Annotated in this window: 21 protein-coding genes; 12 read left to right on the top strand and 9 right to left on the bottom strand. The window is 63.3% G+C overall.

Annotation, left to right across the window (positions count from 1 at the left end):
- Nucleotides 1-2: 2 nt before the first annotated feature.
- Together NEK97_RS16050 and glyA are read right to left on the bottom strand one after the other, a co-directional pair.
- Nucleotides 3-1,223, bottom strand: a complete 1,221-nt coding sequence (locus tag NEK97_RS16050) for a sarcosine oxidase subunit beta family protein (protein ID WP_235521032.1) — start codon at nt 1,221-1,223, stop codon at nt 3-5.
- The gene (gene glyA / locus NEK97_RS16055) at nt 1,220-2,599 is read right to left on the bottom strand and encodes a serine hydroxymethyltransferase (RefSeq protein ID WP_257370798.1); all 1,380 of its coding nucleotides are present in this window, start codon (nt 2,597-2,599) and stop codon (nt 1,220-1,222) included. Before glyA ends, NEK97_RS16050 begins: the two co-directional genes overlap by 4 nt.
- Nucleotides 2,600-2,750: 151 nt before the next feature.
- Here glyA and NEK97_RS16060 point away from each other — a divergent pair, with 151 nt between their 5' ends.
- From NEK97_RS16060 to NEK97_RS16075, 4 genes are all read left to right on the top strand, one after another.
- Nucleotides 2,751-3,422, top strand: a complete 672-nt coding sequence (locus NEK97_RS16060) for a GntR family transcriptional regulator (RefSeq protein ID WP_235521027.1) — start codon at nt 2,751-2,753, stop codon at nt 3,420-3,422.
- Between the two features lie 582 nt (nt 3,423-4,004).
- Nucleotides 4,005-5,360, top strand: a complete 1,356-nt coding sequence (locus tag NEK97_RS16065) for an MFS transporter (RefSeq protein ID WP_257370799.1) — start codon at nt 4,005-4,007, stop codon at nt 5,358-5,360.
- 28 nt (nt 5,361-5,388) lie between these two features.
- Nucleotides 5,389-6,645: an aminopeptidase P family protein gene (locus NEK97_RS16070; protein ID WP_257370800.1), complete on the top strand. Its 1,257-nt coding sequence runs from the start codon at nt 5,389-5,391 to the stop codon at nt 6,643-6,645.
- Between the two features lie 82 nt (nt 6,646-6,727).
- Nucleotides 6,728-7,543 (top strand): IclR family transcriptional regulator, encoded by an 816-nt coding sequence (locus NEK97_RS16075; protein ID WP_257370801.1) that lies wholly within the window; start codon nt 6,728-6,730, stop codon nt 7,541-7,543.
- A gap of 162 nt (nt 7,544-7,705) precedes the next feature.
- Here NEK97_RS16075 and NEK97_RS16080 read toward each other — a convergent pair whose 3' ends face one another.
- Nucleotides 7,706-8,185: a DUF4383 domain-containing protein gene (locus NEK97_RS16080; RefSeq protein WP_235521020.1), complete on the bottom strand. Its 480-nt coding sequence runs from the start codon at nt 8,183-8,185 to the stop codon at nt 7,706-7,708.
- A gap of 154 nt (nt 8,186-8,339) precedes the next feature.
- Here NEK97_RS16080 and NEK97_RS16085 point away from each other — a divergent pair, with 154 nt between their 5' ends.
- The 3 genes from NEK97_RS16085 to NEK97_RS16095 all read left to right on the top strand — a co-directional run bounded on the left by NEK97_RS16085 (nt 8,340) and on the right by NEK97_RS16095 (nt 10,242).
- Nucleotides 8,340-9,311 carry a hypothetical protein gene (locus NEK97_RS16085; RefSeq protein WP_257370802.1) on the top strand — a complete coding sequence of 324 codons (972 nt, stop codon included), beginning with the start codon at nt 8,340-8,342 and terminating at the stop codon, nt 9,309-9,311.
- 92 nt (nt 9,312-9,403) lie between these two features.
- A complete protein-coding gene (locus tag NEK97_RS16090; protein WP_257370803.1) occupies nt 9,404-9,778 on the top strand; it encodes a helix-turn-helix transcriptional regulator in 375 nt (124 codons plus the stop codon).
- Entirely contained in the window at nt 9,775-10,242 is a 468-nt protein-coding gene (locus tag NEK97_RS16095) for an SRPBCC family protein (protein WP_257370805.1), read from the top strand. Before NEK97_RS16090 ends, NEK97_RS16095 begins: the two co-directional genes overlap by 4 nt.
- Here the strand turns inward: NEK97_RS16095 and NEK97_RS16100 are convergent.
- Nucleotides 10,239-10,898: a LysE family translocator gene (locus tag NEK97_RS16100; protein WP_257370806.1), complete on the bottom strand. Its 660-nt coding sequence runs from the start codon at nt 10,896-10,898 to the stop codon at nt 10,239-10,241. The genes NEK97_RS16095 and NEK97_RS16100 overlap by 4 nt on opposite strands.
- A 104-nt stretch (nt 10,899-11,002) precedes the next feature.
- On the opposite strand from NEK97_RS16100, the gene NEK97_RS16105 reads away from it, so the two are divergent.
- Nucleotides 11,003-11,458 carry an Lrp/AsnC family transcriptional regulator gene (locus tag NEK97_RS16105; RefSeq protein WP_235521013.1) on the top strand — a complete coding sequence of 152 codons (456 nt, stop codon included), beginning with the start codon at nt 11,003-11,005 and terminating at the stop codon, nt 11,456-11,458.
- Nucleotides 11,459-11,460: 2 nt separating this feature from the next.
- Here NEK97_RS16105 and NEK97_RS16110 read toward each other — a convergent pair whose 3' ends face one another.
- On the bottom strand, nt 11,461-11,919 hold the full coding sequence (locus tag NEK97_RS16110) for an Lrp/AsnC family transcriptional regulator (RefSeq protein WP_257370845.1): 459 nt from the start codon (nt 11,917-11,919) through the stop codon (nt 11,461-11,463).
- A 349-nt stretch (nt 11,920-12,268) separates the two neighbouring features.
- On the opposite strand from NEK97_RS16110, the gene gluQRS reads away from it, so the two are divergent.
- Nucleotides 12,269-13,156, top strand: a complete 888-nt coding sequence (gene gluQRS / locus NEK97_RS16115; protein ID WP_257370807.1) for a tRNA glutamyl-Q(34) synthetase GluQRS — start codon at nt 12,269-12,271, stop codon at nt 13,154-13,156.
- Nucleotides 13,157-13,181: 25 nt separating this feature from the next.
- Nucleotides 13,182-14,327 carry a serine hydrolase domain-containing protein gene (locus tag NEK97_RS16120; protein ID WP_257370808.1) on the top strand — a complete coding sequence of 382 codons (1,146 nt, stop codon included), beginning with the start codon at nt 13,182-13,184 and terminating at the stop codon, nt 14,325-14,327.
- 2 nt (nt 14,328-14,329) lie between these two features.
- Here NEK97_RS16120 and NEK97_RS16125 read toward each other — a convergent pair whose 3' ends face one another.
- Nucleotides 14,330-14,944, bottom strand: coding sequence for a TetR/AcrR family transcriptional regulator (locus tag NEK97_RS16125; protein WP_235521007.1), 615 nt, complete (start codon nt 14,942-14,944; stop codon nt 14,330-14,332).
- A 13-nt stretch (nt 14,945-14,957) separates the two neighbouring features.
- Here NEK97_RS16125 and NEK97_RS16130 point away from each other — a divergent pair, with 13 nt between their 5' ends.
- Together NEK97_RS16130 and NEK97_RS16135 are read left to right on the top strand one after the other, a co-directional pair.
- Nucleotides 14,958-15,836, top strand: a complete 879-nt coding sequence (locus tag NEK97_RS16130; RefSeq protein WP_257370809.1) for an SDR family oxidoreductase — start codon at nt 14,958-14,960, stop codon at nt 15,834-15,836.
- Nucleotides 15,837-15,927: 91 nt separating this feature from the next.
- A complete protein-coding gene (locus NEK97_RS16135; RefSeq protein ID WP_235521004.1) occupies nt 15,928-16,464 on the top strand; it encodes a phosphohydrolase in 537 nt (178 codons plus the stop codon).
- A gap of 75 nt (nt 16,465-16,539) precedes the next feature.
- Here NEK97_RS16135 and NEK97_RS16140 read toward each other — a convergent pair whose 3' ends face one another.
- The 3 genes from NEK97_RS16140 to NEK97_RS16150 all read right to left on the bottom strand — a co-directional run bounded on the left by NEK97_RS16140 (nt 16,540) and on the right by NEK97_RS16150 (nt 20,123).
- A complete protein-coding gene (locus NEK97_RS16140; protein WP_257370810.1) occupies nt 16,540-17,784 on the bottom strand; it encodes a low temperature requirement protein A in 1,245 nt (414 codons plus the stop codon).
- A gap of 44 nt (nt 17,785-17,828) precedes the next feature.
- Nucleotides 17,829-19,127: an ATP-binding protein gene (locus NEK97_RS16145; protein ID WP_257370811.1), complete on the bottom strand. Its 1,299-nt coding sequence runs from the start codon at nt 19,125-19,127 to the stop codon at nt 17,829-17,831.
- 87 nt (nt 19,128-19,214) lie between these two features.
- Nucleotides 19,215-20,123, bottom strand: a complete 909-nt coding sequence (locus tag NEK97_RS16150; protein WP_257370812.1) for a fumarylacetoacetate hydrolase family protein — start codon at nt 20,121-20,123, stop codon at nt 19,215-19,217.
- Nucleotides 20,124-20,186 lie beyond the last annotated feature (63 nt).

The raw sequence follows: 20,186 nt of genomic DNA on the forward strand, positions 1-20,186 counted from the left end.
GGCTAGTGGGCCACGGCTGCGGCGCCGTGTTCGTCGATCAAGGCGCCGGTCTCGAAGCGTTCCAGCGCGAACGGCTTGTTCAGCTTGTGCGGCGCACCGGTGGCGATGGTGTGCGCGAAGGTCAGGCCGGCTGCAGGGGTCCCCTTGAAGCCGCCGGTTCCCCAACCACAGTTGACGAACATGTTCTCCACGGGGGAGAGGCCCACAATCGGTGAGGCGTCCAGGGTGGTGTCCACAATGCCGCCCCAGGTCCGGAGCACGTGGGCCCGGGCGAAGATCGGGAAGAGCTCCACGGCTGCTGCCATCTGCTCCTCGATCACGTGGAACGAGCCGCGCTGGCCGTAGCCGTTGTAGGAGTCAACGCCGGCGCCCATCACCAGTTCGCCCTTGTGGGCCTGGGACACGTAAACGTGAACGTGGTTGGACATGACCACCGTGGGGTGGACGGGTTCGTGCAGTTCGGACACCAGTGCCTGGAGCGGGTGCGACTGGATCGGCAGGCGGAAACCGGCCATTTCCGCCAGGACCGAGCTGTGGCCGGCGGCGCAGAGGCCTACCTTTTCGGTGTTGATGGTGCCGCGGGTGGTCTTGACGCCGGTGACGCGGTTGCCGTCCTTGATGAAGCCGGTGACTTCACAGTTCTGGATGATGTCCACGCCGAGTTCATCGCACTTGCGGGCAAAGGCCCAGGCCACGTGGTCGTGCTTGGCGATGCCTGCACGCGGCTGGTACGTGGCGCCCATAACGGGGTAGCGGATGTTGTCGCTGATGTTCAGGATGGGGCAGAGTTCCTTGACCTGCTGCGGGTCGAGCCACTCGGCATCCACACCATTGAGCCTGTTGGCACCAACGCGGCGGACACTTTCACGGACATCGCCCAAGGTGTGGGCCAGGTTCATCACGCCGCGCTGGCTGAACAGGAAGTCGTACTCCAGCTCTTCCGGAAGGATCTCCCACAGCTTGAGCGCGTGCTCATAAATGGCGGCGCTCTCGTCCCAGAGGTAGTTGGAACGGATGATCGTGGTGTTGCGGGCCATGTTGCCACCGGCCAGCCAGCCCTTTTCCAGGATGGCGATGTTGGTCATGCCGTGATTCTTGGCCAGGTAATACGCCGTGGCCAGGCCGTGGCCGCCGCCGCCGACAATGACGGCGTCGTAGCTCTTCTTAGGGTCCGGGTTGCGCCAGAGGAAGTCCGGGTGTTCGGGGAGGTGGTCTGCACTCACTGGGCTGCTCCAATCAGTTCTGCTTCGAGGTTGGCCTTGGCGCCATTGCCGAGGTGTGGGTAAAGGGGAAACTTGTCGGCCAGCGCGGTGACGCGGTTGCGGAGTTCGACGGCGGTGGCATCGTCCAGGGCGACGTCACCTTCGGTGCCTGCTTCGGTTCCTGCGGATGTGCCGCTCTTTGCCGCGGCGATCAACGCCGTCGCAATGATGTCCGAGACTTCAGTGAAGTCTTCGGCGCCGAATCCGCGTGCGGCGAGGGCCGGGGTGCCGATGCGCAGGCCGGAGGAAACCATGGGCGGGCGGGGGTCGAACGGGACGGCGTTACGGTTGACCGTGATGCCGATCCGGTGCAGCGTGTCTTCGGCCTGCTGGCCGTTCAGTACTGAGTGGCGGAGGTCTGCGAGCACCAGGTGGACGTCAGTTCCGCCGCTGACAACGGAGATGCCGGCTGCTGCAACGTCGTCCTGGAGGAGGCGCTGGGCAAGGATCTTGGAGCCTTCCAATACGCGGACCTGTCGCTCCTGGAACTCGGGCTCGGCGGCCATCTTGAAAGCGACGGCCTTGGCGGCGATGACGTGCTCCAGCGGGCCGCCCTGCTGACCGGGGAACACTGCCGAGTTAACCTTCTTGGCGATGTCTGCGTCGTTGGTCAGAATCACGCCACCGCGGGGTCCGCCCAGGGTCTTGTGGGTGGTGCTGGTGACAATGTGGGCGTGCGGAACGGGGCTGGGGTGCAGTCCCGCTGCCACCAGTCCGGCGAAGTGGGCCATATCAACCATGAGGTAAGCGCCCACCAGATCGGCAATGCGGCGGAATTCAGCGAAATCCAGCTGCCGGGCGTAGGCGGACCAGCCGGCGACGATCAGCTGCGGCTTGTTTTCAAGAGCCAGGCGTTCAACTTCGGCCATGTCCACGGTGTGGGTGTCCTCGCGGACGCCGTAGGGAACAACGTTGTACAACTTGCCGGAGAAGTTGATGCGCATGCCGTGCGTCAGGTGGCCACCGTGAGCCAGGTTCAGGCCCATGATGGTGTCGCCCGGGGTAATGAGTGCGTGCATGGCGGAGGCATTGGCCTGGGCACCGGAGTGCGGCTGGACGTTCGCGTACTCGGCGCCGAACAAGGACTTCAAGCGGTCAATGGCCAGCTGCTCGATCACATCAACGTGCTCGCAGCCGCCGTAGTAGCGCTTGCCCGGGTAGCCCTCGGCGTACTTGTTGGTCAGCACCGATCCCTGCGCCTGCATGACGGCGGTGGGAGCGAAGTTCTCGGAAGCAATCATTTCCAGCGTGGACTGCTGGCGGATGAGTTCCTGGGCGATCGCCTGATCGACCTCCGGGTCCGCCTGGGACAGCGGGCGGATCAAGGGTTCAACCATGGTGTTCTCCTTCAAAGCTTGTCTGGGTGCCGACTGTTAGGCAACTGATATATTAGAACTGTTGCCATAGTATGTTGGAGATCACATAGTCGTCAACAGGTCAGTGGTAATCCATCCGGCAGACTGGGAATGCGACTAACGGGAGAGAGCAATGAGCGCAGCACTGGAAGCACTGGAGTCCGTTCCGCAGGGCACATCCCTCGCGGAGAACGCCTACCTGCTGCTGCGTGATCGACTCATCATGCTGGACATCAAGCCCGGTGACCCCATCAACGACGGGCAAGTCGCCGCCGAACTCGGCATCGGGCGCACCCCCGTCCGCGAAGCCATCAAGCGACTGGAAAGCGATCACCTGGTGGTGTCCTACCCCCGGCGTGGCACCTTTGCCACCGGAGTGGACATCACCCAGCTCGCCGAGGTTTCCGAGATCCGCGAGCTCCTGGAGCCCCTGGCCTCCCGGAAAGCCGCACGCATGGCTGGTCCTGCGATGCGGGAAGAGCTGCGCGCGGTTGCCGCTGCAATCAGCGCGCTGGACGGTCAGGACAATTCCTCGCAGGAGCTCATGCGCTACGACATCCAAGTGCACCGGCTGATCTACAAAGCCTCGGCCAACGCGCACCTGGAAGACGTCCTGATCCGCTACGACAACCTCGCCACCCGCATCTGGTGCCACATGCTGGAAAAAATGCCGTCCGTTTCGGGGCACATCTCCGAGCACGCCGAGCTCCTCACGGCCATTGCCGACGGCGATGAAGAACGCGCCGCCGAGCTCGCCCTGCACCACGTCGTCAGCTTCGAAGAGACCATCCGCAAGGTCCTCTAAGGCCTTGAGCCGCTGAGTCGCCGCCCGCCGGCGGGCTCATCCTCTGCGCGCTCGGTCGTTCCTCCCTTAGACGCGCGCTGCCGGATACCCCCCTCCCGACGCTCTCTCACATCCCTCCCGCTTGGGGCGGACCCTCTCTCACGTCCCTCCCGTTTGGGGCGGACCCTCTCTCACATCCCTCCCGTTTGGGGCGGACCCTCTCTCACATCCCTCCCGTTTGGGGCGGACCCTCTCTCACGTTCCGGCGTTCTCCGCTGCTGCGCGCAGCCCTCTGAAGAGCAGGTGCCGACGGCGGGGAGACGGTAGGCGCCGTCATCGCGCCGTTGGGCCTCGGCGGTGAGTGAGGGTTGGGCTGAAGGGGGTGGGTTGTGAGTGAGGGTTGGGCTTGGAATTCCGTTGAATGCAACCCGACATCGCTGAGAGCAACTCTAATAACAACTCAACCGCGGACCTTCAAAAGCTCACCCTGCTCCGAAAGTGCCAAAAATCCGTTCAACAACCACCCTTGACCGTGACCGCCAACACACTTAGTCTGATGCAACAGTGTTGCGTTGAATGCAACCCCAAAGATTTTGGTGGACCATGAGCAATGAATCCTCAGTGGCAGCCGACCAAGGCAGCCCTTCCCCCAGCCTCAACCGGACAACCAATTCCAACCATGGAGTCAGCAAAGACACTCGACGACGAGTAGTCACCGCAAGCTTCATCGGCAACTTCGTCGAATGGTTCGACTACGCGGTCTACGGTTACCTGGCCGGCATCATTTCTTCTGTTTTCTTCCCCGAGACGGACCGTCAGACGGCCCTGCTCGCAACCTTCGGCGTGTTTGCCATCAGCTTCTTTGTCCGGCCCCTGGGTGGTTTCATCTGGGGCCACATCGGGGACAAGCTGGGCCGCAAGCAAGCGCTGAGCCTGTCAATCGTCCTCATGTCCGTGGCGACTTTCTGCATAGCCCTGATTCCCGGGTACGCCACCATTGGCGTGATGGCGCCGATCCTGCTCCTCCTGGTGCGCGTCGTTCAGGGCTTCTCCGCAGCCGGGGAGTACGCCGGGGCGTCGGCTTTCCTGGTGGAGTACGCGCCGGCGAATCGACGCGGACTCTATGCCGCCGTCGTGCCTGCCAGTACCGCAGCGGGACTGCTGCTGGGCTCTTTGCTGGCCGCCCTGCTCAGTTCAGCGATGACCCCGGAGCAGCTCAGCGAGTGGGGATGGCGGCTGCCGTTCCTGTTGGCTGCGCCGATGGGTTTGATCGGCCGGTATATCCGGACCAAGCTCGAGGACACACCGGCGTTCCGGGAGCTCGCGGCCAAGGACAACGCAGTCAAGGCCCCCGCATTCGCCATGTTCAGGACCTACCGGAAGCAACTCATCATTGCCACCGGCGCAGTGTTGCTGAACGCGGTGGGCTTCTACGTGATCCTCAGCTACATGCCCACGTACCTGTCGGAGGAACTGGGCTTTGGCGCAACGGAGTCGTTCCTGGCCACGACCATCGCCCTGGCCAGCTACATCGGCTTCATCTTCCTGACCGGAATGGCGTCGGACAAGTTCGGCCGCAAGCGGATGCTCATCACGGCGTCGGTCCTGTTCGTGCTGCTGACGGTGCCGGCGTTCATGCTCCTGGATACGGGCAATTTCCTGGTGATCGTCCTGGTGCAGATACTGCTGGGCGGCATGCTCACCCTGAACGATGGAACGCTGCCGAGCTTCCTCGCCGAGCTCTTCCCCACGAAGGTCCGCTACACCGGATTCGCCGTCAGCTTCAACCTCTCCAACGCCTTGTTCGGCGGCACCGCGCCGTTCATGGCCACCCTTCTTATCGGCATGACCCACAACCAACTGGCTCCCGGTTGGTACCTCGTGGCTGCCGCCCTGGTTTCCCTCATCGCGGTCCTGTTTGCCGCGGAGTCTTCCAAGAAGCCTCTGCTGCAGGACTAGAACAACCAACCCATTGAAAGGAAAGATCATGACCATCACGCAGAACGAGGCCGTCAACGATGTCGCCAAGCTCGAGCGCACCAAAGTCCTCAACAACGGCGAAAAGGTCTCGCTGACCTTCTCCGACGCGGAATTCGAACGCCGCCTAGCCGGACTCCGGAGCATCATGGCGGAGAAGGAACTCGACGCCGTCATCCTCACCAGCTACCACTCCATCAAGTACTACTCCGATTTCCTCTTCACGTACTTCGGCCGGTCTTACGGGATGGTGGTCACCAAGGATGACGCCGTCACCGTTACGGCAAATATCGACGCCGGTATGCCTTGGCGCCGCAGCTACGGCGAGAACCTCGTGTACACGGACTGGCGCCGTGACAACTACATCCACGCAATCCAGGAGGTCCTTCGGACCCGGGGCATCAACCCGCGGCGCATCGGCGTCGAAGACGATTCCCTGCCGCTGGACAACCGCAACAAGATCCAGGCCGCTTTCTCCGGTGCAACTCTGGTGGACGTGGCGCAGGATGCGATGCGTCAGCGCATGATCAAGTCCGCCGAGGAGATCGCCGTCATTAAGCACGGCGCCCGCATTGGTGACCTCGGCGGCGAGGCCATCCGCAACGCCATCACGGCCGGGATCTCCGAGTACGAGGTTGCACTGATCGGTACCGAGGCCATGGTCCACGAAATCGCCCGGACGTTCCCGGATTCTGAAATCCGCGACACCTGGGTGTGGTTCCAGTCCGGCATCAACACCGATGGTGCGCATAACTGGGCAACCACCCGCAAGATCCAGGAACACGACATCCTGTCCCTGAACTGCTTCCCCATGACCAGCGGCTACTACACCGCCCTGGAGCGCACCCTTTTCTATGGCGAACCGGACGCCCGCTCGCTGGAACTGTGGAACATCAACGTGGAGGTCCACAAGCGCGGACTGGAACTCATCAAGCCGGGTGCCGTGTGCAAGGACATCGCGGCAGAGCTCAACGAGATCTATATCAGCCACGGACTGTTGGCCAACCGGACCTTTGGCTATGGCCACTCCTTCGGTGTGCTGAGCCACTACTACGGACGCGAGGCCGGTCTTGAACTCCGCGAGGACATTGACACCGTCCTGGAGCCCGGAATGGTGGTGTCCATGGAGCCGATGATCACGGTGATGGACGGCCAGCCAGGTGCCGGCGGCTACCGTGAGCACGACATCCTGGTGGTCGGCGAAGACGGCGCCGAGAACATCACCAAGTTCCCGTTCGGCCCCGAGTACAACATCATCGGAGCCTAGTGACCAACCGGTGGGCGCAGTGCACGGCGCCCACCGGCTTCCCAGTGGAAGACCGGACCGAGACCCGAAATATAGTGAACCCATGACTCCCACGGAAACCAGCGAGACTTTTGACACCGGCAACAGCAACGGCGACGGCAAGGGAACCTCTGTCATCGTCAACGCCATCGCTGTGCTGAAAAGCTTCAGCGCGGATGAACCCCTGCTTGGAGTCACCGAGATCGCGGGCCGTGTGGGCCTGCACAAGAGCACCGTCTCCCGCATCCTTGCGACGCTGGAACAGGAGAACCTGGTGGAGCGCGACGTCGATTCGCGCAGGTTCCGCTTGGGGCTGGGAATGATCGCCATGGCGGGCCCGCTCCTGGCCGAACTCGAAGAGCGCCGCGTCGCCTACCCAGTCCTGCGCGAACTGACCGAGCGCACGGGGGAGACCAGCGCGCTCATGGTTTGGAACGGCGTCGAATCCATGTGTGTGGAGCAGATTCCCAGCAGGCATCAGGTGAAGCACCTTGCCCCTTTGGGTGCACGTTACAACGAGGCCCTGAGCTCTTCCGTGCAGGTGTTCCTGGCGGCCGAAAACAGCGACAGGGTGCGGAACCTGCTGCACAGCAACGCGATCACCTTGCCCGGCCTGGACGACGACTCGGTGGAGGCCTACATGGCCCGGCTGGCGGAAGCGGCGGAACGTGGCTGGTCCGTGAACTTCGGGGAGACGTCCATCGAGGAAGTCGGCGTGGCCTCGCCGGTCTACGACCACCGCGGCGACATCGTGGCAGCCGTTCTGATCCCTGCGCCAAAGTTCCGGGTCTCGCAGGACACTTTGACGAGCCTGGGCGAAGCCTGTGCTGCAGCGGCGGCCAAAGTGACCACCCGGCTGGGTGGGCGCGCCCCGCGCTAGGTGGGTGTGAGTGAGCGTTGGGCGGAAGCCGGTGGGATGTGAGTGAGCGTTGGGCGGAAGCCGGTGGGATGTGAGTGAGCGTTGGGGGGTAGCACAACGGTACGGCGACCGCCCCCTCAAAGGGAGCGGTCGCCGTCGTGGTTCAGGACGTGTGCGGAGGGCTTACATGCTCCTTCGCGCTGTGGTCCTTTCGTCCATGACATCCCGGCCGAGCCAAACGCCCAAACCGATCATGGCAACGCCAAGGATCAGGTGCAGCCAGTTGTCAGCCGTGTTGAACGGGATGAAGTTGGCGCCCGTTTCCTGGTTGATGACCAGGCCGTAGATCCAAAGAACGATGTATACGGCGCCGCCGCCCAGGAGGAACAGGCGGGCCATACGATCGTTCCTTGCCATGGCCAAGCCGGCCGCGCCAAACAGCAGATGGACGATGTTGTGGAGTATGGACACTTGGAAGACTCCAAGCAGCATGGCGCCGGAATCATGTCCCGCAAAGGTCATGGCGCCGTAATTGGTGGTGATTCCCGGGATGAAGCCCAGGACGCCAACCAGCAGAAATACAATGCCAACGCCCATGGCGGTGTTGCGAAGTGTCAACCCCATCATGTGGTGGTGTTCGGCGGGGTGCGAAGCGGTGGTCATCAGTCCTCCCTTTCACGCGGTTACCCGGCTCTTCTCATGGAGAGCCGACCTGCGGCAAGGGTGTGGCAAAACCTTGCCGACGCCGCCATAATACTCCTGAAATGCCTCCGATAGCAGGGGATGTGCCCAGTTCAGCGACGATTAGCATGGTCTTATGAGCCAAGCTCCCCACGGACGCGTGCACACGATCTTCCATGACACGCGGGATTTCACGCCTTTCCGCGGTGGCCATGTCCGCACCCCGGTCCGGGGGCTCACGGACGGTGTGGGCGGAGTGCTGTCCGGCGTGCTCACTGGCAGGGACCAGGCGAGGATTTCCGTCGTTGGCAGTGTGCCGCGGCTGAGGATGTTATCGTCCAAGCCCGCCAAGGCCATGCACGACGCTGTTTTCACCTCCACCGAGCCGGAGCGGCTCCTCGCGCTTGGCCGAATGTACCCGGGGTGGGCCGGGTTGTGCCTTGTGGTGTCGGGTCTGCTGACCTACAAGCATGGGGGCTACCTGCGGGCTTCGGAACTGCTGCAGCGCGGCTTAACAACAAGGATCGACGACGACGCCAGCCAGTTCTCGTCCATCTACCTTGGGCAGGTGGTCACCCGGGTGGAGGTTGCCGAGCGCATTGAAGTTCCGGTTCTGTTCAGCGAGGAGTCGGTGTTCCTGGCGTTGTCGCATTGCCTCCGGGAGATGGGGATGATGGAAGCCGCGCTGGAAGCGGTGGTGGGCCTGCCGCCGTCGTTGCCTTCTGCCTTGGCGCGTTGCACGGCTGCCTATTCGCTGGGCCGCCACCGGGATGTGGTGTTGTGGACCGAAGGCTTGCTCAACACAGACGACCTCTCGGCAGCGTTGCTCCTGATCCGCGCCCGGTCGCAGCGGGCTCGGGGTGACGTGGACTCCGCGCAGGCTGCACTGAAGGAAGTGCTTCGCCGCCGTAAGACCAGCCTGGTGTTGCGGAACGATGCCATGACCGACAGGGCTCTGTTGGCCTTGGACCAGGGGCGTAGGACATTGACGCCGTGGGTCAGGAAACCAGCCCCGGCTGAGGAACTCGAAACGCTGGAAGTCATCCGCAAGGACGCCGAGATGCGCCGGCTGTGGGAAAACGACTTCAGGCAGCTGGGCGGCGAGTAAAACCCATTGTGCACCTTCGGGTAGAGGCGTAATGTTGTAATCAACCTAGAGGTTGATAAAGCCATAGGTTGATTACGAAAGGTTGAGTGGGTATGGACCCGGCAGAACTGGGGCCCGACGCGTTGGACAGGGCCTTCATGGCCTTGGCCGATCCCGTGCGACGGGCAATCGTGGCCCGCCTTTCCCGCAATGACGCCACCGTCAATGAACTCGCAGAACCTTTCGCCATTACTAAACAAGCGGTTTCCAAGCACATCCAGGTCCTCGAGCATGCTGGGTTGGTGACGCGTTCACGCGACGCGCAGCGCCGCCCCGTTCACCTCGACGCCGCAGCCCTTGAGCGGTTGACGGCCTGGCTGGACCAGTACCGGCTGATCGCCGAGCGTCGCTACAGGCTGCTCGACGAACTCCTGGCCAGCGATGGTCCCGCGGGGCTGCGGAGAAATAGGGAAGAGGAACTGACATGAGCAATCCAACCACCATCACCGTTGACGACGGCGTCCCGTTCGTTGACACAGTCCGCGAATTTGATGCCCCGGTCAGCGCGGTCTTCAAGGCCCACGTGGACCCTGACCTCCTGGCGAAGTGGCTCGGCCCGCGAAGCACCACCATGAACGTCACGGAATACAACGCGGTGACAGGCGGCAGTTGGCGGTACGAGAGCGGCGACGGCAACAACCCGTTTTCCTTCCGGGGTGTCTTCCACAAGGTAGACCCTGACGCGCTGATCATCATGACCTTCGAATTCGACGGCGCCCCGGACCAGGTGGGCATCAGCACCACCACGTTCGAGGAAGTGGATGGGCGGACCCGGATAGTCGCCCACGAGGTCTACCCCTCAGTGGAAGCACGGGATATGGCGCTGGCGACCGGCATGAATTACGGCGTGATCGAGGGCTATGAGCGGCTCGACGAGTTGCTTTCTGCCTAGGCTGAAGCGCCGGCCAATGCCTGGACCAGCAGGGGAATGAGCTGCTCGGATAACAGCACTGCCCCCAGCCCGATCATGATGATCCCGCTGACCAGGGTGACCACCTTGGCTGCGCCAGGCCGTGATGCCAGCAGTTTCCGGGACGTCAAAGCAACCGCTGTGTAGACCACTGCTGCCAGGAACACGAAGGTCAGGCCGAGCAAGCCGGACTGGACGGGGACGGGAAGTGCTGCTTCGGGGCTCACGAACTGCGGCACCAGTGCCACGAAGAACAGCAGGCCTTTGGGGTTGATGCCGCTGGTGCCCATTCCCTGCAGGAACGTCCGGAGCGGGTTGGCGGAATGCACGACGCCGGCTTCCGCACTGAAGCTGGCACCTCGCCACGACCGGATGGTTGCGACGCCAAGCCACAGCAGGTAGGCGGCTCCGGCGACGGTGAGCCAGCCCAGCAGCCCCGGTACACCTGCCAGGAGTGCGGCCAACCCTGCCGCCATCAGCACGGTGTGGATGACGTACCCGCTGCACAACCCCGCGACTGCCGGGACAAAGCTGCGCTGGCGCAGGCCGGCGGAAATGGAGTATGCCCAGTCGACGCCCGGGGTGCAGGCCAGGGTGACCGCAACGAGGATGAAGGCGAGGAACAGCTGCGGATTCACGGTTTTCTCCAGAGGTTGTTGAGCTAGGAAAACTCTAGGCAAATTCGGGCCATAAGTGTTCGCCTATTTAGCTCAGATGGCCGCCTGATGAGTAAGATATTTGCGTGATTGACGGAATCGATAGAAGTATTTTGCGACACCTTCGTGAAGACGGAAGAATGACTGCGACGGCTCTCGCCTCGAAGGTGGGTTTGACCGTGGCACCATGCCACCGACGTCTCCGGGACCTGGAGTCCTCGGGGGTAATTCGTGGGTATCGTGCGGACATCGATCCCGCGGCGCTGGGGCTGGGGTTTGAGGCCATTGTCTTCGTCACCCTGCGCCAGGTTGAGCGCACCATCATGGCGGAGTTCGAAGAGCGCGTTGCGGCGAGCCCCAACATCGTTGAGGCCCAGCGCCTGTTCGGCTCGCCGGACTATCTGCTGAAAGTCATCGCCGCCGACCTGCCCGCCTACCAGCGCTTTTACGACGACGAACTTGCGGCACTGCCAGCGGTGGAACGGCTGACGTCAACGCTGGTCATGAAGAACCTGAAGACCAACATCGGGCCTCCCGTTTAGAACTATTCCGACAACAAGCCAGTTGTCCTGTACGGAATCACTTCCCTGAGGAACATGCTGGTGGAGGTGCGCACAATCCCTGGGCACAGCCGGATTTCCTCGGAAACGCGGTACAGATCGTCGGGGCTTTTGGCGACGACCCTGATGATGAGGTCGGTGTCGCCTGCGGGCGCATGGCATTCCAGGACTTCGGGGATCTTCCGGAGCGCGGCGATGGCTTCGTTCAGGTGGCTTTGGTCGAGTTCGGCACTGACCGCGGCGGCAACTCCGCGACCCAGCGCCGATGGAAGGACGCGGCTGCTGTTGGCTCGCAGGGCTCCGGACGCGCTCATCCTTTCCAGCCGGGATTGAACGGTCCCGCGGGCAAGGTGCAACTTTTGGGCAAGCACCATGATGGGGACCCTCGGGTCTTCGTCCAGGGCGGCGAGGATTCTGCGGTCCGTTGCATCCAGTTCCTGCAAAGTGACCACTTCCTGCCGTCTTGTTGTCCACCAACTGGTCAAATCGACCAGTTAAGTCACTGTCCGTTGCTCCAACTGTATGCCTTCTGCTGAAATGGTGGCAACGAAGCATGGAGAAGCTACCGCTGATCCCGGCACGGCACCAAGGCACCCGGAACACCACCCGGAGCCCTGTATAGGTTTCCCGCAAGGAAGCAGCCGCTGATTGACTCTTGTTCACAGCATTGTCATTCACCACTCGCCCGTTCGTTTGGGCAGCAAGTAAGAGCCCCTGAGCCACCGGATCGTTGCGGTAGCTGAGGGGCTCTTGCGATGCCTGGCCCGGGCGCCCCCCGCATAGGCTTGGAGCATGACTTCCGCTGGACGCTTCGCCCCGAGCCCTTCGGGCGAACTGCACGTCGGCAACCTTCGTACTGCGGTCCTTGCCTGGCTCTTCGCGAAATCCACTGCCCGGAAGTTCCTGCTGCGCGTCGAGGACCTTGACCGCGCGCGGTCCGGTGCGGAGGCTGAGCAGCTCCGCGATCTGGAGGCTATCGGCGTAAGGTGGGACGCCGCCGTCGTACGCCAGACTGAGCGTACGGCTCTCTACGATGACGCGATCGCCCGGCTGACTGCCGAAGGCCTCACCTATGAGTGCTTCTGCACCCGCCGCGAAATCCAGGAAGCTCCCTCGGCCCCGCATGCTCCGCAGGGCGCTTATCCGGGGACGTGCCGGGAGCTGTCGCACGCTGAACGGGAGATCCGCAGGGCCTCGCGTCCGGCGTCCATACGTCTGCGGTCGGACGTTGCGGAGTGGGCTGTTGAGGACCAGTTGAGCGGGAGATTCGTGGGCATGGTGGACGACTTCGTCCTCCGCCGGAACGATGGCGTCACCGCCTATAACCTGGCCGTTGTGGTGGACGACGCCGAGCAGGGAATCGACCAAGTAGTCCGCGGCGACGACCTCCTCCCGTCCACCCCGCGTCAGGCGTACCTGGCCACGCTGCTTGGCGCGCCGGTACCCGAATATGCCCACGTTCCGTTGGTGGTAAACCACGACGGCGTGAGGTTGGCCAAGCGCGACGGCGCGGTGACGCTGGGAGACCTCGCCGCCGTCGGAATTCCTGCCGAACGTGTCCGGAACCTGATCCTCGAATCACTCGGTCTCCCGGCGGGCCCGTTGGAGGACGCGCTCCCGTTTTTCGACCCGGAGCGGCTGCCCCGGGAGCCGTGGGTGTGGAAAACTCCCACAGACTGAAACGACGTCCCAGTAGGCTGTCTGGATGCACTCACAAGTGATCGCCCCCGGTTTCGAACCAGTTGCCGAGCTCTTCGCTCGTTTCCTCGACCAGGATCCCGAGTATTCCGCGCAGGTGGCGGCCTACCATCGGGGCGTTAAGGTGCTGGACCTCAGCGGCGGTCCGCACATCCGTCGTGATTCTGTCACCGGAGTCTTCTCCTGTTCAAAAGGCATGGCAGGATTGGTGATCGCGTTGCTGGTGCAGGATGGCGTGCTTGATCTCGACGCGGAGGTGGTCAAGTACTGGCCCGAGTTTGGTGCGCAAGGCAAGGGGTCCATCACCGTCGCGCAGCTGCTGTCCCACCAGGCCGGGCTCCTGGGGGTGGAAGGCGGACTGACTCTGGAGGAGGTTAACAACTCTGAACTCGCCGCGGCCAAGCTGGCAGCGCTTGCTCCGTTATGGAAGCCAGGGGCGGCCTTCGGCTACCACGCTCTCACCATCGGAATCTTCATGGAAGAGCTGTGCCGTCGCATCACCGGTTCCACGCTGCAACAGGTCTTCGAGCAGCGAATCCGGTCTCTTGCGGGTGCGGACTTCTACTTGGGCCTGCCCGAAGCCGACGACGCCAGGTTTGCGCGTTTCCGATGGGCCGCGGATCCGTCGTGGCCCTGGGTGGATCCCGCCAGCCACTTCGGCCTGGCGGCGAATTCTGCAGTGGGCGACATTCTGGACCTGCCGAATATCCCGGAAGTGCGGGCCGCGGGGCTGAGCTCCGCGGCGGGTGTCGCCAGCGCCGATGGTATGGCCAGAATTTATGCTGCCGCGCTGACCGGTTTGGCTGTGGACGGTGACGCCACAGCGGGTGGCGGCCAGCCCGCCGTCGGACCCTTCCTGACAGAGGAAACCATCCGTACGGTGACAGCTGAGCAGGTGTTCGGCATCGACCGCGTGTTTGGGGAGACCGGCTGCTTTGCCACTGTTTTCATGAAGTCGCACACCCGGATGCCCTTCGGCAGTTACCGCGCTTTCGGGCACGACGGCGCCAGCGCATCTCTCGGGTTCGCGGACCCTGTGTATGAACTCGGATTTGGATACGTGCCGCAGCAGGCCGAGCCTGGGGGAGTGGGCTGCCGCAACTTCCTGTTGAGTTCAGCCGTGCGCCAGGCGATCGAGGGACGCGCCGCGTAAAGCTACGGAGTGAGCTTCGCTGCGTGCACGCCGGCTGCCATTCCGGCCCAGAGGGTGTCCGTGGTGGCATTGACGATGTCATCCACGGTAGTGCCGTCGAGGTGATTCCCCGCGGCAAGAACGGCCGCTCCGTGCAGGCTGACGAAGCACACCATTGCCAACGTCCCGGGGTCGCCTTCGGCCAACTCTCCGGCGTTCTGGCCTTCGACGATCATGGCTTGAGCGACATGGATTCCCTGTTCGGCCGTGCTTCGCAGTTCGGCGCTGGAATCCGGATGGTGCTTGCTGGAGTACATGACGGTCAGGAGGGCCGGGTGGGCAACAGCGAACTCCACGTACGCCTTCCCGACGCCGACGAAACGGCTCCGAAGCCCGGCGCCCGACTCAGAGGCGTTACGGATGAGGCTGTTCATCAATTCAAAGCCGGCCAGGGCCAGGGCATCGATCAGGGCCTGTTTATCGCGGAAATGCTTGGCTGGCGCGCCGTGGCTGACGTTCATCTCCCGCGCCAACTGGCGCAGGGATAGGCCATCCACACCAACGTCCTCGATGGATTCCATGGCGCGCTCCAGCAGGGCCTCGCGGAGCTTTCCGTGATGATAGGGCTGCTGGGTCATGCTTCAAGTCTAAATGAAAGTAGTCATTGACAACAAAGTAGGCACTGCCTACCATGTAGACACCGACTACTTCAGTTGCCCATCCAATCGATCGGAACCCACCATGACCATGACCTACTCCGGCACCACGGCGCTCATCACGGGCGCAAGCTCAGGACTCGGCGCCGAGTTCGCCCGACAGTTTGCTGCCCGGGGTGCTGGCCTCGTCCTGGTCGCGCGACGTGCGGACCGGATGGAGGAGCTGGCAAAGGAGCTCCGCTCCCAGCACGGCGTCACCGTCACGGTGCTGCCCATGGACCTGGGCCGCCCCGGCGTTGGCAAAGAACTTTTCGAGGAAGTCAGCAGCCGTGGGATCACCGTGGACACGCTCATCAACAACGCAGGCTTCGGAACCCACTCGCCATTCGTCGAGGAAGAGCCGGATGTCATTGCCTCCGAAATAGCCCTCAACGTGGCTGCGCTTGTTGATATCACCCGGTCCTTCCTTCCCGGCTTGCTCACCTCCGGAACCGGGGCCTTGGTCAACGTGGCCAGCACGGCCGCGTTCCAGCCCATCCCCGGCATGGCAGTGTACGGAGCCACCAAAGCGTTCGTGCTCAGTTTCACGGAAGCCGTTGCCCATGAAACCAAGGATTCCGGGCTCAACGTGCTTGCCCTGTGCCCCGGGGCGACCAGCACGGAGTTCTTCGACGTCGTGGGAAGCCAGTCCGCAGCAGCAGGCCGCATGCAGTCCTCCGAACAGGTCGTTGGAACCGCCCTCAAGGCACTTGACCGCAAGGGCACACCCGGAAGCGTGGTTTCCGGCTGGGCCAACCGCATCGCGGCCGGTTTCGCGCAGCGCTTGCCCAGGGCCGTCACCGTTGCCATCGCGGCGCGGGCCGTGCAGGACTGACGCGGGCCCTCCGGTGTTGTCACTGCGGGGAAGCAGATAGCCTGAAGACAGGGCCGAGCCTCATCGGCGCCGCACCCATCCGAAGGCCAACATGACCGAATCACGCTTCACTGTAGAGACCGCCCAAGTCCTGGCAGAGGTGGCCCACAACCGGCAGAAGGACAAGCTCAAGCGCCCGTATCGCGAGCATGTCCTGGCCGTTGGCGACGCGCTCGCGGATTTTGACGAGGACATCCAGATCGCCGGCTACCTTCACGACATCGCCGAGGACACCCCCATCACCAGGCAAGCCCTGCTGGACATGGGGGTGTCCGAGCGTGCCGTGGACATCATCGAACGGGTCACGCGCCGTTTCCACGACGATCCGGACGATTACGACGCCGGCATACGCTTCGTAGCGGAGGACCACGACGCCACGTTGGTGAAAATCGCCGACAACGCACACAACTCGTTGCCTGAAAGGGTCAGGGCGCTCGCGGAAAAGTGGCCTGACAAACCGCCTACAACGCGGTACGCCGATGCCCGTCCGGTCCTGTACACGGCCGTTCCCCGGGAAGAAGTGGAGTTGATCCTGCAGCGGATCAACCCGCACCTGCTCCAGGAACTGGACGACATCGTTCCGGAATAGGCTTACTTGCCGTTGCGGGGCCCGCTCTGCACGCTATGAAGGCGATTTGGGGTGCAGAGCAGGCCCCGCAACGCGTCAGCCCGCGGCCGCTTCAAGCCGCCGAAGTGCAGCGGCCCGGCCCTTGTGCCCGCGTCGTTCGTCGAACGCGATGGACAGGCCCAGCACCGCCATCATTTCCAGCATGCACAGAGGCACGGAAGCCCCAGCTGCGGCCATGGCAATGCTTCCCGCCAAGGCAAGGACTACCACGGCCGTGCTCACAAGGAGGTCGCGGTCACGGCCAAGCATGATGCTGTAAAGCGTGGTGAGTGAAACCTTGAAAAGGATGATCGGGATGGCGATCGAGGCCACGGCTCCGGCCGCCGGGACCTGGGCTTCGTGGTCGATGAAGTAGGCCGCAATATGGAGCCCTGCGCCGGTGGCCGCGATGGCCGCGAAAATGATCATGTGCCCGTAGCCGAAGACCCAGGAGCGGTGCCGCTGCAGATGAAGGGCAGGGCCTGCGGGGAGGATGAAGTAAATCCACCACATGGCAAATGCCAACCCGGTGCCGCTGAAACCAACCAGTGCAGCATCCACCGACCAGCCGTGGGTGGCGACGATGGCGCGTAGGGTTTCGATGGCCCCGATCAAGCACTCTCCCAAGGCAATGATGGCCAGGAGCCCGTACCTTTCCGCGATGTGGTGTGCGTGCCAGGGCGTACGGATCCTGCGTTCGGCGAAGTAGGGCGTCGCCATCTCCAGAACAAAGAGGGGGGCAGCCATCAGGAACGTGGTGAGGACATCGGTCTCGATCACCAGGGCAAGGACCCAGCCGACCTGGACAACCGCCAAGTACTTCGCGTAACGGAGGCATGTCTCGCGGCGTTCCGGGTCTTGGCGGGCAGCTCGCAGCCATTGGAAGATCAAGGCCACGCGCATGATGATGTAGCCGATAAGGATGGCCACGTTGTCGACGTGATCCCCGTCGACAATCGAGTGGAACATCGGTTCGATACCCATGGCCAGGATCAAGACGCCCACCATTTGCACCATGGTGACCACGCGGAACACCCAGTCATCCGTGTCGTAGGCGCTGGCGAACCAGGTGAAGTTGATCCAGGCCCAAATCACGGCGAACATCGCGAAGCTGAAACCCAGCAGGCCAGCGCCGAAATGCGCCTCGGCGACGGCATGCGCGAACTGGTTGCCGGCAACACCGAAGGCGATCACAAAGGTCAGGTCGAAAAACAGCTCCAGCGGGGTGGCTGTGCGGTGTTTTTCGTGGGGATCGCGCCCGCCCATGGTGGACAGGGCATGGCGAAGTGGGTTTGTGGACATGGCTCAAAGATTACCGTTGCCGCGACCTCAGCGGGTGGCTCGGCCTAGACGCGGCCCAGGGCGTCGATGTCTTCGAGGAAGTCCTGGTGGACCTCGGCGCTGACGGTAGTGCGGGTGTCGGCGATTGCGTCGAGGTAGTCCTGCGTGACAGGTCCTTTCCGTCCGTTCGCCCCACCCGAAGCCGCACCGTCGTCGTACACGGCTTTTTCCAACGCGCGCTGGGAGGCGCTGCGGGCAGCGAACTCGATGTCCGCGGGCGAGAACCCCTCCGTCCTCGACACCAACAAAGAAATGTCCACCGAATCCACCACCGTGGCTGGGATGAAGCGCTGCCACATGGCTTCCCGGGCGTGCACGTCCGGCAGGCCGATAGGGATGACGTAGTCGAACCGGCCGTGGCGCAGGAACGCGGTGTCCAGGGCACGGATGAAGTTGGTGGCGCACACCAGGAGCCGGCCGGGTTGTTCGCGGAAGGCCGGGATGATTTTGAGGAGCTCGTTGGTGACGCCCTGCAGCGGCGACGGCGGATCGCCGGCACGCTGCGAGGCGATCTCTTCGACCTCGTCGATGAACACGACGGCGTGCTCGAGCTCGGCGATTTCCAGGAACGTTTCGCGCAGTGCCCCGGCCAGGCCTTTGGGGTCGGAGGCCAAACGGGAGGGGAAGACTTCAACGAACGGCCACTCCAGCCGGGAGGCGATGGCCTTGGCGAAGGTGGTCTTGCCGGTGCCTGGCGGACCGAACAGCACCACTGCGCGCGGCGGCACGACGCCGTATTCGTCGGCGAGGTCCGCTTCGGCCAACGGCAGCACCAGCCGACGTTCCAGCAGTTCCTTCTCGCGCCGCATGCCTGCGACGTTCTCCCAGAGATCACGGGCCAGGATGCGGCCGCCCAGCAGCCCGAGCGCGCCAAGTTCCTGGCGTTGCACCGGGATGGTCCGCTCGAAGTAGCGCAGGTTCTTCTTGACGACGAAGCCGCGGCCCAGGAACGCCTCGACCCGCGTTTCCGTCTCCGGCATCAGGGCGGATAGCTTGTTGAGCCCGTGCGGGGCCATGCGGTTTTCGACGGCGGACAGCAGCGAGGTGCCGATGCCACGGCCGCGGAATTCGGTGAGGGTGGCGAGGAATACGATCCAGCCTTGGTCGTGGGCGGCGCGTCCGACGGCGGCACCCACCACCTGCTCCCCCTGCACCGCAACCACTGCGTGGTCCTTCTCGCAGGAGGCGAGGACCTCCGACAGTGCGTACACGGGTTCAACACCGTCAGCTTTGAGCGACTCCCAGAGGTGCAGGATGCCGTCCAGATCGGACGAGTGGAAGTCCCTGATTCGCCAGTTCGTCATGCTCATAACTCCTCGGTGGATCGCCGTTGATTCCTTGGAGTTGAGCATAGGCGAATCACTGCTGCCGAAGGTTGCGCCCCCGTTGCGTTACGAAACGGGATGCAACCGCACTCCTGGGGTGCTGCCTGCGGTGGCCCGGAAGTACTCCTGGCGCTGGCGTCCCAGGCCCTCAATTTCCACCTCCACCACGTCACCGGGCTGGATGAAGGGGAACCGACCGGACATGGCTACTCCTTCGGGCGTTCCCGTGATGATGACGTCGCCGGGTTCAAGGACCATGTACTGGCTGAGGTGGTGGACGATCGTGGCGGGGTCGAAGATCATGTCCGAGGTGCTGGAGTCCTGGCGGGATTCGCCGTTGACCAGGGTCCGGAGGCGCAGGTTGTCCGGGTCGATGTCGGTGGCGGGTACCAGCCACGGGCCCAGGGGAGTGGAAGCAGGCAGGGATTTGCCCTTGGTCCATTGTCCGGCTGCGCCCGGGATTTGGTAGTCGCGCTCGGAGAGATCATTGGCTACGGCGTAGCCTGCGATGCAGTTGTCCGCCTCCTCAAGGGAGGAAAGGTATGACGCTTCCCGGCCGATCACGATTGCCAGTTCCACTTCGTAGTCGTACTTTTCCGACGACGGCGGGATGGGGGCGGCGTCGAAAGGGCCAACTATGGTGTTGCTCGGCTTGAGGAACACCACGGGAACCTCGGGCGGAGTTGCACCGGATTCGGCTGCGTGGGCGGTGTAGTTCAGGCCGATGGCCACCACGGCACCGGGCCGGGCCACGGGTGCGCCGACGCGAAGGCCCACCGCAGAGATTTCGGGGAGTTCGCCTTTGTTCAGGGCCTTACGGGTGCGTGCGATGCCGTCCGAGGCGAGGAAACCGCCGTCGATGTCCTTGGTCAGGGGCGTGAGGCTGAAGTATTTCTCGGTTCCGTCGGCGTCCTGGACGATGACTGCCGGTTGTTCGTTTCCGGCCGTACCCAGCCTGGCGAATTTCAAGGTCATGGCTTCCTCCGTGCGTTCGGGACTAACATCCGAACTCTAGTGTGGTGGGGTCGTCCCTGCTTC

Origin of the sequence: Paenarthrobacter sp. UW852, assembly GCF_024608385.1 — a bacterium.
Lineage (GTDB): Bacteria > Actinomycetota > Actinomycetes > Actinomycetales > Micrococcaceae > Arthrobacter.

Coding starts and splice junctions, on each gene's coding strand:
- glyA (WP_257370798.1), bottom strand. CDS start 2,599: ATGGTTGAACCCTTGATCCGCCCGCTGTCCCAGGCGGACCCGGAGGTC.
- NEK97_RS16060 (WP_235521027.1), top strand. CDS start 2,751: ATGAGCGCAGCACTGGAAGCACTGGAGTCCGTTCCGCAGGGCACATCC.
- NEK97_RS16065 (WP_257370799.1), top strand. CDS start 4,005: ATGAGCAATGAATCCTCAGTGGCAGCCGACCAAGGCAGCCCTTCCCCC.
- NEK97_RS16070 (WP_257370800.1), top strand. CDS start 5,389: ATGACCATCACGCAGAACGAGGCCGTCAACGATGTCGCCAAGCTCGAG.
- NEK97_RS16075 (WP_257370801.1), top strand. CDS start 6,728: ATGACTCCCACGGAAACCAGCGAGACTTTTGACACCGGCAACAGCAAC.
- NEK97_RS16080 (WP_235521020.1), bottom strand. CDS start 8,185: ATGACCACCGCTTCGCACCCCGCCGAACACCACCACATGATGGGGTTG.
- NEK97_RS16085 (WP_257370802.1), top strand. CDS start 8,340: ATGAGCCAAGCTCCCCACGGACGCGTGCACACGATCTTCCATGACACG.
- NEK97_RS16090 (WP_257370803.1), top strand. CDS start 9,404: ATGGACCCGGCAGAACTGGGGCCCGACGCGTTGGACAGGGCCTTCATG.
- NEK97_RS16095 (WP_257370805.1), top strand. CDS start 9,775: ATGAGCAATCCAACCACCATCACCGTTGACGACGGCGTCCCGTTCGTT.
- gluQRS (WP_257370807.1), top strand. CDS start 12,269: ATGACTTCCGCTGGACGCTTCGCCCCGAGCCCTTCGGGCGAACTGCAC.
- NEK97_RS16120 (WP_257370808.1), top strand. CDS start 13,182: ATGCACTCACAAGTGATCGCCCCCGGTTTCGAACCAGTTGCCGAGCTC.
- NEK97_RS16125 (WP_235521007.1), bottom strand. CDS start 14,944: ATGACCCAGCAGCCCTATCATCACGGAAAGCTCCGCGAGGCCCTGCTG.
- NEK97_RS16130 (WP_257370809.1), top strand. CDS start 14,958: ATGAAAGTAGTCATTGACAACAAAGTAGGCACTGCCTACCATGTAGAC.
- NEK97_RS16135 (WP_235521004.1), top strand. CDS start 15,928: ATGACCGAATCACGCTTCACTGTAGAGACCGCCCAAGTCCTGGCAGAG.
- NEK97_RS16140 (WP_257370810.1), bottom strand. CDS start 17,784: ATGTCCACAAACCCACTTCGCCATGCCCTGTCCACCATGGGCGGGCGC.
- NEK97_RS16145 (WP_257370811.1), bottom strand. CDS start 19,127: ATGACGAACTGGCGAATCAGGGACTTCCACTCGTCCGATCTGGACGGC.
- NEK97_RS16150 (WP_257370812.1), bottom strand. CDS start 20,123: ATGACCTTGAAATTCGCCAGGCTGGGTACGGCCGGAAACGAACAACCG.